General features: G+C 45.2%; 13 protein-coding genes and 2 riboswitches. Of the genes, 6 read left to right on the forward strand and 7 right to left on the reverse strand.

The genetic code is table 11. The annotated features are described in order from the left end of the window. Positions 1 to 43: 43 nt before the first annotated feature. Positions 44 to 1,429: an aspartate ammonia-lyase gene (locus EDD74_RS08555; RefSeq protein ID WP_008976640.1), complete on the reverse strand. Its 1,386-nt coding sequence runs from the start codon at positions 1,427 to 1,429 to the stop codon at positions 44 to 46. 373 nt (positions 1,430 to 1,802) lie between these two features. Between EDD74_RS08555 and EDD74_RS08560 the strand changes: the two genes are divergently transcribed. Further along, on the forward strand, positions 1,803 to 2,264 hold the full coding sequence (locus EDD74_RS08560; RefSeq protein WP_116441624.1) for an Lrp/AsnC family transcriptional regulator: 462 nt from the start codon (positions 1,803 to 1,805) through the stop codon (positions 2,262 to 2,264). A gap of 111 nt (positions 2,265 to 2,375) precedes the next feature. On the opposite strand, the gene sdaAA is transcribed toward EDD74_RS08560, so the two are convergent. Continuing rightward, complete coding sequence (gene sdaAA / locus EDD74_RS08565; protein WP_116441625.1) at positions 2,376 to 3,251, reverse strand: L-serine ammonia-lyase, iron-sulfur-dependent, subunit alpha; 876 nt, start codon at positions 3,249 to 3,251, stop codon at positions 2,376 to 2,378. Between the two features lie 11 nt (positions 3,252 to 3,262). Beyond that, complete coding sequence (gene sdaAB, locus EDD74_RS08570; RefSeq protein WP_008976637.1) at positions 3,263 to 3,931, reverse strand: L-serine ammonia-lyase, iron-sulfur-dependent subunit beta; 669 nt, start codon at positions 3,929 to 3,931, stop codon at positions 3,263 to 3,265. Positions 3,932 to 4,245: 314 nt separating this feature from the next. Further along, positions 4,246 to 4,340: riboswitch (glycine riboswitch) on the forward strand. Further along, a riboswitch (glycine riboswitch) is annotated at positions 4,341 to 4,460 on the forward strand. It abuts the riboswitch before it with no gap. Between the two features lie 87 nt (positions 4,461 to 4,547). Here sdaAB and EDD74_RS08575 point away from each other — a divergent pair. Further along, positions 4,548 to 5,561, forward strand: coding sequence for a PTS sugar transporter subunit IIC (locus EDD74_RS08575; protein WP_008976636.1), 1,014 nt, complete (start codon positions 4,548 to 4,550; stop codon positions 5,559 to 5,561). Positions 5,562 to 5,771: 210 nt separating this feature from the next. On the opposite strand, the gene hydF is transcribed toward EDD74_RS08575, so the two are convergent. The 4 genes from hydF to EDD74_RS08595 all read right to left on the reverse strand — a co-directional run bounded on the left by hydF (position 5,772) and on the right by EDD74_RS08595 (position 9,920). Further along, positions 5,772 to 6,989, reverse strand: a complete 1,218-nt coding sequence (gene hydF / locus EDD74_RS08580; protein ID WP_116441626.1) for a [FeFe] hydrogenase H-cluster maturation GTPase HydF — start codon at positions 6,987 to 6,989, stop codon at positions 5,772 to 5,774. A gap of 86 nt (positions 6,990 to 7,075) precedes the next feature. Further along, positions 7,076 to 8,497 carry a [FeFe] hydrogenase H-cluster radical SAM maturase HydG gene (hydG, locus tag EDD74_RS08585; protein ID WP_116441627.1) on the reverse strand — a complete coding sequence of 474 codons (1,422 nt, stop codon included), beginning with the start codon at positions 8,495 to 8,497 and terminating at the stop codon, positions 7,076 to 7,078. A 50-nt stretch (positions 8,498 to 8,547) separates the two neighbouring features. Then, positions 8,548 to 9,633, reverse strand: coding sequence for a [FeFe] hydrogenase H-cluster radical SAM maturase HydE (gene hydE / locus EDD74_RS08590; RefSeq protein ID WP_008976633.1), 1,086 nt, complete (start codon positions 9,631 to 9,633; stop codon positions 8,548 to 8,550). 17 nt (positions 9,634 to 9,650) lie between these two features. Then, entirely contained in the window at positions 9,651 to 9,920 is a 270-nt protein-coding gene (locus EDD74_RS08595) for a TM1266 family iron-only hydrogenase system putative regulator (RefSeq protein ID WP_008976632.1), read from the reverse strand. A gap of 397 nt (positions 9,921 to 10,317) precedes the next feature. Here EDD74_RS08595 and EDD74_RS08600 point away from each other — a divergent pair, with 397 nt between their 5' ends. From EDD74_RS08600 to EDD74_RS08615, 4 genes are all read left to right on the forward strand, one after another. Further along, complete coding sequence (locus tag EDD74_RS08600; protein WP_008976631.1) at positions 10,318 to 10,836, forward strand: peptidylprolyl isomerase; 519 nt, start codon at positions 10,318 to 10,320, stop codon at positions 10,834 to 10,836. A 135-nt stretch (positions 10,837 to 10,971) separates the two neighbouring features. After that, positions 10,972 to 11,823 (forward strand): energy-coupling factor transporter ATPase, encoded by an 852-nt coding sequence (locus tag EDD74_RS08605; protein WP_016441615.1) that lies wholly within the window; start codon positions 10,972 to 10,974, stop codon positions 11,821 to 11,823. Continuing rightward, entirely contained in the window at positions 11,808 to 12,698 is an 891-nt protein-coding gene (locus EDD74_RS08610; RefSeq protein WP_008976629.1) for an energy-coupling factor transporter ATPase, read from the forward strand. Before EDD74_RS08605 ends, EDD74_RS08610 begins: the two co-directional genes overlap by 16 nt. Continuing rightward, the gene (locus tag EDD74_RS08615; RefSeq protein WP_116441628.1) at positions 12,695 to 13,519 is read left to right on the forward strand and encodes an energy-coupling factor transporter transmembrane component T family protein; all 825 of its coding nucleotides are present in this window, start codon (positions 12,695 to 12,697) and stop codon (positions 13,517 to 13,519) included. The genes EDD74_RS08610 and EDD74_RS08615 overlap by 4 nt, the downstream gene beginning before the upstream one ends. Positions 13,520 to 13,524 lie beyond the last annotated feature (5 nt).

Below are 13,524 nucleotides of genomic sequence, written 5' to 3' on the forward strand. Positions count from 1 at the left end.
TCCTTCTTATAATTTTGTGTCATATTTTTCTAGAGTGCAAAGACTATTGTGGTTCAGTCATCGTAAATGGATTAAGCAGCACATCTGCTTCACTTGGGCATAGAAGCCCTTTTTCGATGACGAGTTTGCGAACCGGAATTCCAGTCTTTAAAGATTCTTTTGCAATCTCAGCAGAAGGTTTGTAACCGATCGTTGGGCATAATGCAGTGGAGATTCCAACACTTGCATCGACTAATTCTTCGCAGTGCTTCTCATTTGCGGTAATTCCAAGGATACAGTTATCTGTCAGAGTCTGTACTGCGGATGTCAAGGTTTCGATCGATTCAAATAAATTATAGAAGACGACCGGCTCGAAGGCATTTAATTCTAACTGTCCCGCTTCGGCAGCCATTGTGATCGTGCAGTCATTACCGATAATGTTAAATGCAACCTGAGATACGACTTCCGGAATGACTGGATTGATCTTTCCAGGCATAATCGAGGAACCGTTCTGTTTTGGCGGGAGCGTGATTTCGGCAAAACCAGTGCGTGGACCACTGCTCAGAAGGCGAAGGTCATTACAAAGTTTGGATAAGTTGACGGCACAAGTTTTTAAAGAGGAAGAGACCGTCACAAATCCATCCAGATTCTGTGTCGCATCAAACAAGTCATCTGCGGATGCGAACGGAAGTCCGGTCAGTTCTGCAATTTTTGGGCAGATATGCTGCAAATAGGAGTGGCTGACGTTGATTGCAGTTCCAATGGCAGTTCCTCCCATATTCAGGCGGTACATTTCTTTCTGAGCGTTTTCCAGACGATGGATATCTCTTTGGATCACGGAAGCATAAGCATGGAAAGACTGACCGAGTCGCATCGGAACAGCATCCTGAAGCTGTGTACGTCCCATTTTTAAAATGTGGTCAAATTGCTTTGATTTCTCTAACAGTGCATTCAAAAGCCGTTCCAGTTCTCTGAAAAGAGGAACAAGCAGTTTTAATACGGTTAGTTTTCCGGCGCTTGGAATGATATCATTTGTGGACTGAGCCATATTGACGTGGTCATTAGGATGTACATGCTGATAGGAACCTTTTGTTCCGCCAAGTAATTCGTCAGCACGATTAGCAATAACTTCGTTAGCATTCATATTTGCAGAAGTTCCGGCACCACCCTGAATGGCATCTACGATGAACTGATCAAAAAGTTTTCCCTCTAAAATTTCGTCGCAGGCAGTACAGATCGCTTCGGACACTTCGCTGGAAAGTTCGCCCGCATTTTCATTTGTAAGTGCGGCAGCCTTCTTTAAAATGACGATGCTTTTGATAAACTCCGGATGGAGTGGTCTGCTTGTAATGGGAAAATTGTGCTTGGCGCGAAGGGACTGTACTCCGTAATACGCATCAGCAGGGACTTCTAAAATACCTATAGAATCAGCTTCTAATCTTGTTTTCATAGTTTCTTTCCTCCGTAATCTCTTTCAAAACGCTGTCTGCCGGTAACATATACTTACAGACAAATTTCTTATGACTTATATATAACACGGACAGAGAAAGGAGAAAAGAAGAAGAGAAAAAGTGTGAAAAGAAAGAAAAAATAAAGTATAAGTAGTTAGAAATGTTAAAATGAAACGATAAAAACTTTATTTTTTTAAGGAGAATTTAGAGAAAAGTTTTTAGTAAAAATTAGTAGAAAGGATTGTAATTCTTTGAGAAGTTCTCTATAATGGCAGGAAAGACACGGGAAGCGGATGGTCACGAGAAAGCATGCCAGAGGATAGCGAAACATAATTTCTAGAAACACAAATAGAAAGACTGGGGGGAAGGATGATGGATCAGACAGACAGAGAGATCATAAATATGCTGCAGAAGAATGCGAGAATACCACTGAAGGCAATTGCACAGGAAGTACACTTGTCTATTCCAGCGGTTTCAGCGAGGGTAGAGCGATTAGAGCGGGAGAATGTTATCTGTGGGTATACAATGATCGCAGATCCGGTGAAGATGGGATACCATATTACTGCATTTATCAATATGGAGTTAAAACCGGAACAAAAGGATGGATTTTGCAAATTTATCCGGGGGGTTCGGAATGTGGCAGAGTGCAATCATATTACAGGAGCTTACTCGATGTTGATCAAAGTACTGTTCCCAAGTACTATGGAATTAGATCGGTTTGTTGGAACGCTTCAGAAATATGGAAAGACACAGACACAGATCGTATTTTCTTCGATTGTAAGTGCAAGGAGTATAGGTCCGCTTGAGCAGGAGGATCCGAAGAAAAAAGGATAGTCTTCAGAAGAGATAGAAAAAGATAAGAACATACAAGGCATCTGTAATAGAAGAGGCAGTTACAAAATGAAAAAATCATTTTGCAGCTGCCTTTTTCAGAAATATCTGGTTCTATTTTCCGCAAATACTGCATCCAAGCGCACATCCGGTTGGTGTTCCGGCGCATCCGCCCATAGCTGTTTCCCGCAGTTCGAATGGAAGACTTTGACCGACACGGTGCATAGCTTCTGCCATTTCGTCAAATGGAATCGGATGTTTCACACCGCTTAACGCGAGTTCTGCACAGGTGATCGCATTTGCGACACCGATCGCATTCCGGCTTTGGCATGGGGATTCTACAAGACCTGCAATTGGGTCGCAGACGAGTCCGAGCAGATTGGAAAGTGCAAAGCTGGCAGCGTGAAGACACATCTCAGGAGTTCCCCCCATGATTTCAACGACAGCGCTGGCAGCCATTGCAGAGGCCGCGCCTACTTCTGCCTGACATCCGGCTTCCGCACCGGAGACAGAGGCATTTCGCATTAAGATATAACCAATCGCGCTTGCATTTAGAAGACCGTCGTAAATGCTGTTATCCGGAAGGGCATGTACTTCCTCCAGAGCGAGCAGGACACCTGGCAACACGCCTGAAGAACCGGCAGTTGGTGCTGCAACGATCAGTCCCATGGAAGCATTGACTTCAAGAACAGCCATACTGTAAGCAATTGCTTTTGATAGCATGGAACCACATACACTGTTTGGGGAGGAGGAATGCTCTGCTACTTTCTTTGCTTCTCCGCCGAGGAGACCGCCGATGGAGCGGACTGGTTCTTTTAAAGGCTTATGAACGGAATCTTTCATGATGGCAAGCACCGTCTCCAGTTTTGTCTGAATTTCTTCGGCAGAGAGACTGCCCATAGTAATCTCGCGCTGCTTCATGGCAGAAGAGATTGATATTTTTTCTTTTTGACATAAATCTAATAAATCTTGTCCTGAATAAAAATCCATAATGTCTCCTCCTACATCTGAATGAGCATCAGATCAGATACATGCTCATGTGTTTTGATTTTGTCTAATACAGACGATGGAATCGTCTCATCGGATTCTACAACGGTAAATGCATTGGCGCCTTTGTCCTCACGGAAGAGACGCATAAATGCGATATTTACATTTTCTTCACTCAGACACTGGGTAATGTGGGCTACTACGCCTGGTTTGTCTGTCTGACTGACGATGAGGGTGCTGTATTCTCCCGTGAACTCTACATCGATCTGGTTGATCCGGACAATCTTCATCTTGCCCCCTCCAATCGATTCGCCGCGGATCGATAAAGTATGTCCGGTCACACCTACAAGATCAATGTCGGCAGTGTTTGGGTGATTCGTCATCGTTTTCTCATCAATGATATATTCGTATTCCACACCTCGCTCAGTTGCAATGGAAAACGCATCACGGATCCGTTCATCATCGGTAGAAAAACCGAGAATTCCCCCCAGCAGCGCGCGGTCAGTTCCATGTCCGTGGTAAGTTTTGGCGAAAGAGCCATAAAGGGTGAACGTTACTTTTTTCACTTCTTCCGGAAACATTTTTCTTGCGAGAAGTGCAATCGATACGGCGCCAGCCGTGTGTGAACTAGAAGGACCGATCATGTTAGGGCCGATCACATCAAATATACTTAAAAAGTTCATAAACTATCCTCCTGAGAGATTTTTTGCATAACTACTTATAGTATAGCATAAAAGGAGCAGGAAAATAAAGAACCGGGAGCAGAATTTGTTGAGAGATTACGAGGAACCGTTCCAAGGATAGAAAAGAGGGTCGGATTCCAAAAGTGTAAAAAGAGAGTGAAAAAATCGTCGGATAGCACAAAAGAGATATGGCGAAATAACCAAAATATGATAAGTGAAACTATGGAGAATATACAAAAAGACGAAGCGAAAGGGGAAATTGATTGACAGTATCATCACATGTATATAGAATGTAAATATGTTTATAGAGTCGGATGATAAATTCGAGAGAGACTACACGGGAAACCGATGTGGCGCCGAAGGGGAAAGGAGTACCAAAGCTCTCAGGCAAAAGGATTGAATTTGGACGAGCTCTCTGGAGAACGCGAGTATGCGTACCGAAGAAGAAACTTATCAAATACGGAAGTTAAGAATGATAATTGAAGTAAAACATAAGGAAACTTTCAGGTTCGAGGACAGAGATGAACAAAAGTATAGGCGTGCTTTGTTTGTCTGTGTCTTTTTTTGTTCGCATTTTCCGGGAACAGGAACTGCAAAAGAAAGAGGAGGCAAAAGAATGGCAGTAATATCAGGGTTAGGGTTGTTGTTAGTCACACTGGCGGCATTTTCGCTGTTTAGTATGAAGGCACCGAAAGGATCAGAGGCGATGTCCGGAATGGCAAGTGCAGCGGTGGCTACATTTCTTGTGGAGGCAGTACACAGATATATTTCGGGCGACTTATTGGGAGTCAGCTTTCTAGGTGAAGTGGGAAGTACAGCCGGAAGCTTAGGTGGAGTTGCAGCAGCGATCATGGTGCCGATCATGATGGGAGTAAATCCGGTATACGCAGTTGTTGCGGGGGCAGCGCTGGGAGGATATGGAATTTTACCGGGATTTATTGCAGGATATGTAGTTGGATTTGTTGCACCGCTTCTTGAGAAATATTTACCGACAGGGCTGGATGTGATTGTCGGAGCGCTCTGTGTGGCGCCGCTGGCAAGAGGAATTGCATATATTTCTGATCCAGTTGTGAATGCAGCGATGGAACACATCGGATCTATGATCACAGCAGCGACAGATCAGTCACCGGCATTGATGGGATTTATGCTCGGAGGATTGATGAAAATGATCTGTACCTCACCACTTAGTTCTATGGCATTGACGGCGATGCTTGGACTGACCGGACTTCCGATGGGAATTGCATGTATCGCATGTGTCGGAGGGGCATTTACAAACGGAATGATTTTCAAAATGCTTAAACTAGGGGATAAGAGCAGTACGATCGCAGTTATGGTAGAGCCATTGACACAGGCACACATTGTGACGAAACACCCGATTCCGATTTATGGATCTAATTTCTTTGGAGGAGGAATTGCAGGTATTGGGGCATCTCTCCTTGGAATTGTATGTAATGCGCCGGGAACAGCATCACCGATTCCGGGATTGATCGCACCATTTGCGTTCAACTCACCGGTAAAAGTCATCCTTGCATTAGCCATCGGTGTAGCAGGCGGAATCTTGGCAGGATATGTGGGAGGACATTTCTTCAAAAAGCATTATGCGGAATCTGACGCACACATGGAAGGGTAAGTGACTGGAGCAATACCGAAGAGAACTGATCTTTACAGAACAAGCAGGCCTATTTTTTTGCAATCGTAAACATAGGGGAAAAGTGGCATAAAGTAAAAAGAGGCAAATATGTAAAAAGAAGAAACAGCGAAACCTCTGGGGAGAGGCGACGATGTTTCTTCTTTTTGTATTGCATAGAACTTGAAAGGAATGCTTGTTATATGGGAAATACTAAAAGGTATCAAATACTTCAATGCTGCGGGAAAGGATTCCTTTCATCTGTGCGATCGCAATCCCATAGTTTGTGATTGGGACATTCTGATCTTTGGCACAGGCGAGCCGGTATTTCATCTCACGGTCGTTGAGCATACAGCCACCGCAGTGGATGATCAGCTTATATGGGGATAGATCAGCTGGAAATTCCGTGCCGCTTGTAAAGTGAAATTCCGGTTCACAGTTTGTATAGCTGCGGATCAGGCGTGGAAGTTTCACAGTGCCGATGTCTTCGCATTGGCGATGGTGTGTGCATCCTTCGGAAATCAATATTTTATCTCCGTCAGAAATAGAATCTAAACTATGTGCGCCGTTTACGACAGTGGAAAGATTCCCTTTATGCCTTGCAAACAAGATTGAAAAAGAAGTAAGGGGGATATCTTTTGGCGTCTGTCGGTCTACCTGAGCAAAAGCCTGACTGTCGGTGATGACCATTCGTGGTTTGACAGACAGTTCGTCTAATGTCCGGCGAAGCTCCGTATCCTGTACGCAGAGCACACGCCCATGATGATCCAAAACATCCCGGATGGTCTGCTGCTGTGGAAGGATCAGACGTCCCTTTGGTGCAGAGGCATCGATCGGAATCACGAGAATTACAAGATCCATGGGGGAGAGCAGATCGCTGACGATCGGAAGTTTTGTTTCTTCGCTTGGCTGGATTGCGCCGAGCAGGTCTTTGAGTGCAGAAATCTGAAATCCGGAGGCAGCACTGATAGAAATAGCTGATCCGTTTTTCGAGGTGTCTGTAGTCGTATCTGGCATCTGGGATTCGTTAGCCGGGCAAAGATCACATTTATTGAATGCGATGACATAGGGAATCTGTTTTTTCTGGATCTGTTTCAGAAGAGCGAGATCTTCCTTCGTCATCCCGATGGTGCCATCCACAACAAGGATGGCAATATCGGTCTTATTTAACATTTGGTAGGTCTTCTGAACGCGCAGATCTCCGAGCGGTCCGTGGTCATCAAGTCCCGGAGTGTCGATGAGTACGACAGGACCAAGCGGGAGAAGCTCCATGGATTTCAATACCGGATCCGTTGTTGTTCCTTTGATGTCGGAGACGATTGCGAGATTCTGACCAGTCAGTGCGTTGATCAGGCTGGATTTTCCGGCATTTCGTTTCCCGAAGATTCCGATATGTAGGCGTTCAGAGGTAGGGGTTGCATTTAAACTCATGTCAGTTACAGTCCTTTCCATGATAAGTAGGGTATCGCGTTATAAAGAAAAGGTATCAGGAATCAAAGTGGTACGTTTGAGAGATGCTAGAAACGGAAATCTCTCCGATTTTCTTCTTCAATCGCGCGCAGATGGTCAATAACGATTGCGCGTACGTTCTCATTTGGAATCTGCTCCAGTTCTTTTAAAATCAGTTTTTCTCCGACTTCTTTTGTCGCAGGAGAAGCATAGTCTGTCAGATATTCTTTCAGTGTCATCAGTGCATTTGGCTGGCAGCAGTTCTGGATCTGACCGGATTTGCAAAGAGACATGAAACGGTCGCCGGTGCGGCCTTCCCGGTAGCAGGCAGTACAGAAGCTTGGGATGTATCCCATTTCCATCAGCCACTTGACAATATCATCGAGGGATCTTGTATCACTGAGGTCAAACTGTGCAGAGTTTTCTTCTTCCGGCTCAGGCTCTGCATATCCGCCTACACTTGTCTTGGAGCCGCCACTGATCTGGGAGATTCCAAGGTGCAGAACACGCTCACGGGATTTCTGACTCTCGCGGGTAGATACGATCATGCCGGTATAAGGCACTGCAATGCGGATACATGCCACAAGTTTTGCAAAAATATCATCGTTGATCCCGTTGTCAAAATCGTTTGTGTCAATATCATCGGCTGGACATAAACGCGGCACACTGATCGTATGAGGGCCCACACCGTATGCAGCTTCCAGATGTTCTGCATGCATCAGAAGTCCTGCAAATTCATAGCGGTATTTGTCAAGACCGAACAGCACACCGATTCCGACATCATCAATACCTGCTTCCATTGCACGGTCCATCGCGGTAGTATGGTAGTCATAGTCGTGTTTTGGGCCGGTCGGATGCAGCTCCAGATAGCTTTTTTTATGATAGGTTTCCTGGAATAAAATGTAAGTTCCGATTCCAGCTTCCTTCAGTTTCCGATAATTTTCTACCGTTGTTGCCGCAATATTGACATTGACGCGGCGGATTTCTCCGTTTTTATGTTTGATGCTGTAGATGGTGTCAATACATTCGAGGATATATTCGATCGGATTGTTCACAGGATCTTCCCCGGCCTCCAGCGCCAGACGTTTGTGACCGAGATCCTGAAGCGCGATCACTTCCTGACGGACTTCTTCCTGCGTCAGTTTTTTTCTCGCGATATGCTTGTTCTTTAAATGGTACGGACAGTAAGTGCATCCGTTGACACAGTAGTTGGACAGATAGAGCGGCGCAAACATGACGATACGATTTCCGTAGAAATCTTTTTTGATCTGTTCTGCAAGTGCATAAATTTCTTCATTTTTCTCTTCGATATCACAGTCAAGAAGAACGGCAGCTTCCCGGTGGGAGAGTCCTTTTCGTTCTTTGGCTTTTGCAATGATCTGGTCGATCAGTTCCACGTTATGTTTGTTTGCCTCTGCATAGGAGAGGGTTTCCAGAATTTCCTCGTGGTTGATAAATTCCTCTGGATTTTTTGATCTGACATCGTACATGGTGATGTTCCTCCTCTTGAATATGATAGTTTTGGCATGAGTTCATGCAATTAGTTTACTGGTGGGATCGTTTCGGTATTCAAAGAATCGCCGCGGGCTACGACAACATGGTAGCCAATCTTCTCCATCCGCTTTTCCATACAGTGCCGGCATTCAGCAGCTTCATCCCCCGTGCAGATTTTGTTGTCGTAGAGCGCATAGTCTTTTCGCACATCGGTTGGAGAAAGGTTTGGCATAACGACATTTGCTCCGGCAAGAATACCAAGCTCTCTTCCGTTTGGATCGATCGTTCCAAGCGCAGTTGTCGAAGGCAGCAGAAGCTTTGGAATCATCAGTCGGAGAAGTCCGAGCATAAATAAGGTCAGTTCCAGCGTGCCGGCCGGCTGTGCGGCAAATGGGGTATCATGGTGCGGTATAAAAGGTCCGATTCCGACCATATGTGGATTCAGTTGCTGGATAAATAACATATCTTCTGCGAGATGCTCGGCAGTCTGGTAAGGAGAGCCGACCATAAATCCGGTTCCGGTCTGATAGCCGATTTCTTTCAGGTCATACAGACAGCGTTGCCTATGGGCGGCGGTCAGTGCCGGTGGATGCAGTTTGCCATAGTGGGTGGAATTATATGTTTCGTGTCGCAGGAGATAACGATCCGCCCCGGCATCAAAAAATGCCTGATAACTTTCTCGTTCCTTTTCGCCGATGGAGAGTGTGATGGCACAGTCTGGAAAGTCTGTTTTAATCTTCTCGATCAGAGAGATGATTTTTTGATCTGTAAACCAGCCATCTTCTCCGCCTTGAAGGACAAAGGTGCGAAAGCCCAGTTCATATCCGGTACGGCAGCAGTTTCGGATGTCTGTTTCACTCAGTCGGTAGCGGCAGGCATTTAGGTTGCTTTTCCGGATGCCGCAGTAGATACAGTCGTTTCTGCAATAGTTTGTAAATTCGATCAGACCGCGGATATACACCTCATGTCCATAATGTCGGTGCCGGACTTCGCGTGCCTGTGAAAATAGATATTCGCTCACATCGCGGGTGCGGTTTTCAATCAGAAATATCCACTCTTCTTTCGAGAGGAGATGGGTGTCACGCAGTTGATCGATCAAGGTGATCAAAGTTTGTTCTGCTATTTTATTCATAGAAAATACTGCCTTTCTTAAAGTTCCGCGGAAGTTGTCTTTGCATAAATTGTCTTGCTGGAAATACCGGGAAGCATTCCGATTTTCCCAGATAAGGCGCTGATCACGTTGTTGGGTGCATCCATTGCAATGCTGATGATGGAGAGGCTTTTCTCACGGTAAGGGATTCCCATTCTTCCGATGATATAGTTGCCATACTGGCTGAGCAGGCTGTTGAGCTGTTCGACAGAATCGCTGTTTTCCACGACAATACCGATCAGAGCGATCCTGGTAGGTGTTTGTTCCATAAAGACCTCCTGTAATTCTTATGTGGTAATCGTATCATATCGGGATAGCTGAGGAAGAGTGATGTGATCTTTTTAGAAAAAAAGACTCTGCGAGAAGGCAAAGTCTGATGAGTGTTTCCCGTATGGTATCATGCATAGTTTCAGGAAGGATACCGTACACGGTCAGTCATTTTGTTGTCCTCTTCGCCTTTTCACTCAGGAATTCCTTTATGATCAGTACGTTTTTTTCAGTATAACATGTGGGAGAGCGGACGGCAATAAAAGTTTATTGTTTGACGAACTTGTGTGAAAAGGGGTTTACGCGGGGAAAAGAATTCGTTACAATAAAGAAGAGTCAGAAAAAGACTGGAGAGCCGGGGAGAGGCCGGCAAAAATCAGAGAAAAGAGGAGACAGATTATGGCAAATCCAATCGTAACATTTGAGATGGAAAACGGAGATGTGATCAAGGCAGAATTATATCCGGAGATCGCACCAAATACAGTGAATAATTTTATTTCTTTAGTACAGAAAGGGTTTTATGACGGACTGATCTTCCACAGAGTGATCCGTGGATTCATGATCCAGGGAGGATGCCCGGACGGAACAGGAATGGGTGGCCCGGGATACCAGATCAAGGGAGAATTTAAGCAGAATGGATTTACAAATAACTTAAAGCATGAGCCGGGAGTTCTCTCTATGGCAAGAGCAATGCATCCGGATTCTGCAGGATCACAGTTCTTTATTATGCACGAAACTTCTCCGCACTTAGACGGATCTTATGCTGCATTCGGAAAGGTAACAGATGGCATGGATGTCGTAAATAAGATCGCAGAGACAGCGACAGACTACAGTGACCGTCCGTTAGAGACACAGAGAATGAAGAAAGTGACTGTAGATACAATGGGAACAGAGTATCCGGAACCAGAGAAAAGATAAGAAATATCTTTGGAAATGAAGAAAAGAGCTGCACACCAAAACAACCGGTGGGCAGCTTTTTCTCTTGCAATACGACTTGGCTTCCAGTACAATAAAAGGCAGCTGGCAACAATGAGTAGAAAGCGAGGAACAGCCATGCGAATGATTCAGACAGAGAAACTTGTATATGAATATGAAAAAAGAGACGAAGAAGGAAATATAATCGGAAGTCATCGGGCGATCAATGCGGTCGATGTTCATGTGGAGCCGGGAGAGTTTGTTGCGATCCTTGGTCATAATGGTTCAGGAAAATCTACACTGGCAAAACATATGAATGCGATCCTGACACCGACAGAAGGTACGATGTGGGTAAATGGCAGAGATACGAAAGAACCAGATAATCTGTGGGAGGTCAGACAGTCTGCGGGGATGGTATTCCAGAATCCAGACAATCAGATCATCGGAACCGTGGTAGAGGAGGATGTCGGATTTGGTCCGGAGAACCTTGGAGTGCCCACAGAGGAGATCTGGAAACGTGTTGAGAAAAGTCTTGAGGCAGTTGGGATGATCGAGTATCGGCATCATTCCCCGAATAAATTATCTGGAGGGCAGAAGCAGCGCGTTGCGATTGCAGGAGTTGTGGCAATGGAGCCAAAATGTATTGTACTGGATGAACCGACTGCGATGCTTGACCCAAATGGGCGTAAAGAAGTGCTGCGTGCCGTGGAAGAACTTAGACGTCGGGAGAAAGTGACAGTGATTCTGATCACACATTATATGGAAGAAGTTGTTGATGCTGACCGGGTGATCGTCATGGATCAGGGAAATGTTGTGATGGAAGGAACACCGAGGGAGATCTTTTCCCGGGTAGAGGAATTAAAGAAATATCGATTGGATGTGCCGCAGGTCACGCTGCTTGCCTATGAATTGCAGCAGAGAGGTCTGCCGCTTTCAAACGGTATTTTAAAGACAGAGGAATTGGTGAAAGAATTATGTCAATTACATTAGAACATATCAATTATACATATAGTGAAGGGACAGCCTACGAAAAAAAGGCGCTAAAAGATATCAATTTGGAGATTCCCCACGGGCAGTTTGTAGGGATCATCGGACATACAGGTTCCGGGAAGTCTACACTGATCCAGCATTTCAATGGATTGATCAAGGCCACGAGCGGGGTGTTGAAGTATAATGGGGAGAATATTTACGGGGAACAGTATGACTTGCGAAAGCTGAGAAGCCAGGTAGGGCTTGTGTTTCAGTATCCAGAACATCAGTTATTTGAGACAGATGTGATCACAGATGTCTGTTTCGGACCGAAAAATCAAGGATTGTCTCCCGAAGAGTGTAAGGAGCGGGCAAGAGAGGCATTAAAACTTGTCGGGTTTCCAGAAGAGTTGTATGAAGTATCTCCATTTGATCTGTCTGGCGGACAGAAACGAAGAGTTGCGATCGCAGGGGTACTTGCAATGCATCCACAGGTACTCGTACTTGATGAGCCAACTGCAGGGCTGGATCCGAAAGGGAGAGATGAGATCTTAGATCAGATTGCCCTTCTCCATGAAAAGAAAGATATGACGGTCATTCTCGTATCTCACAGTATGGAAGATATTGCGAAATATGTGGAGCGCATCATTGTGATGAATCGCGGAGAGAAGATGTATGATGGAACTCCGCGGGAGGTGTTTGCGCATTACAAAGAGCTGGAAGCAGTAGGGCTTGCGGCACCACAGGTTACTTATATTATGAATGCTTTGAGAGAAAATGGGATTTTGGTATCATCCGAGGCGACAACGGTGGAAGAGGCTGCAGACGAGATTCTGCGAGTGGTATCCGGGGAGAAGAAAGAAGCAGGCAGCAGAGATGGGCAGGTGAGAAGATGATTCGAGATATAACAATAGGTCAGTATTATCCGGCGGACAGTATTTTGCACCGCCTGGATCCGAGAGTAAAGATATCTTGTACATTACTGTATTTGATTTCTTTGTTTCTGTTTAAGAGTGTACTCGGATATGTGATTGCCGGGTGCTTTCTTGCCGGAGTGATCTGGTTGTCAAAGGTTCCGGTCAAATTTATTGTAAAAGGATTAAAGCCGATTGTAATGCTTTTGATGATCACAGTGATTTTTAACTTATTTTTGACAAATGAAGGGGACGTATTAGTCAAAGTCTGGATTTTTAAAATCACGGAAGGCGGACTTCGCACGGCGGTATTTATGGCAATCCGTCTTGTATTTTTAATCGCAGGTTCTACGATCATGACATTGACAACAACGCCAAATGCGTTGACAGACGGGATTGAGAAGCTATTAAGACCGCTGAATAAGATTCATGTTCCGGTGCATGAGATCGCGATGATGATGTCGATTGCACTGCGCTTTATTCCGATTCTGCTGGAAGAGACAGATAAGATTATGAAAGCACAGATCGCAAGGGGTGCAGATCTGGAGAGTGGAAATATTATTCAAAAGGCAAAGAATATGATTCCGATCCTTGTGCCGTTGTTTGTCTCTGCTTTTCGTCGTGCCAATGATCTTGCAATGGCGATGGAGGCAAGATGTTACCGCGGTGGGGATGGAAGAACAAAGATGAAACCGCTTGTATATCATTCACGGGACTATCTGTCTTACACAGTGATGGCAGCCTATCTTGTCGTCGTTGTTGGAATCGGAAGATATGTGCCGTTTCATCTGTGGATATTTTAGAGGGT

The organism is Faecalimonas umbilicata (assembly GCF_004346095.1).
GTDB classification, from domain to species: Bacteria; Bacillota; Clostridia; order Lachnospirales; family Lachnospiraceae; genus Faecalimonas; species Faecalimonas umbilicata.

Excerpts from the sequence above, each read along its gene's own strand:
- EDD74_RS08555 (WP_008976640.1), bottom strand. The coding sequence starts at position 1,429 with ATGAAAACAAGATTAGAAGCTGATTCTATAGGTATTTTAGAAGTCCCT.
- EDD74_RS08560 (WP_116441624.1), top strand. The coding sequence starts at position 1,803 with ATGGATCAGACAGACAGAGAGATCATAAATATGCTGCAGAAGAATGCG.
- sdaAA (WP_116441625.1), bottom strand. The coding sequence starts at position 3,251 with ATGGATTTTTATTCAGGACAAGATTTATTAGATTTATGTCAAAAAGAA.
- sdaAB (WP_008976637.1), bottom strand. The coding sequence starts at position 3,931 with ATGAACTTTTTAAGTATATTTGATGTGATCGGCCCTAACATGATCGGT.
- EDD74_RS08575 (WP_008976636.1), top strand. The coding sequence starts at position 4,548 with ATGGCAGTAATATCAGGGTTAGGGTTGTTGTTAGTCACACTGGCGGCA.
- hydF (WP_116441626.1), bottom strand. The coding sequence starts at position 6,989 with ATGAGTTTAAATGCAACCCCTACCTCTGAACGCCTACATATCGGAATC.
- hydG (WP_116441627.1), bottom strand. The coding sequence starts at position 8,497 with ATGTACGATGTCAGATCAAAAAATCCAGAGGAATTTATCAACCACGAG.
- hydE (WP_008976633.1), bottom strand. The coding sequence starts at position 9,633 with ATGAATAAAATAGCAGAACAAACTTTGATCACCTTGATCGATCAACTG.
- EDD74_RS08595 (WP_008976632.1), bottom strand. The coding sequence starts at position 9,920 with ATGGAACAAACACCTACCAGGATCGCTCTGATCGGTATTGTCGTGGAA.
- EDD74_RS08600 (WP_008976631.1), top strand. The coding sequence starts at position 10,318 with ATGGCAAATCCAATCGTAACATTTGAGATGGAAAACGGAGATGTGATC.
- EDD74_RS08605 (WP_016441615.1), top strand. The coding sequence starts at position 10,972 with ATGCGAATGATTCAGACAGAGAAACTTGTATATGAATATGAAAAAAGA.
- EDD74_RS08610 (WP_008976629.1), top strand. The coding sequence starts at position 11,808 with ATGTCAATTACATTAGAACATATCAATTATACATATAGTGAAGGGACA.
- EDD74_RS08615 (WP_116441628.1), top strand. The coding sequence starts at position 12,695 with ATGATTCGAGATATAACAATAGGTCAGTATTATCCGGCGGACAGTATT.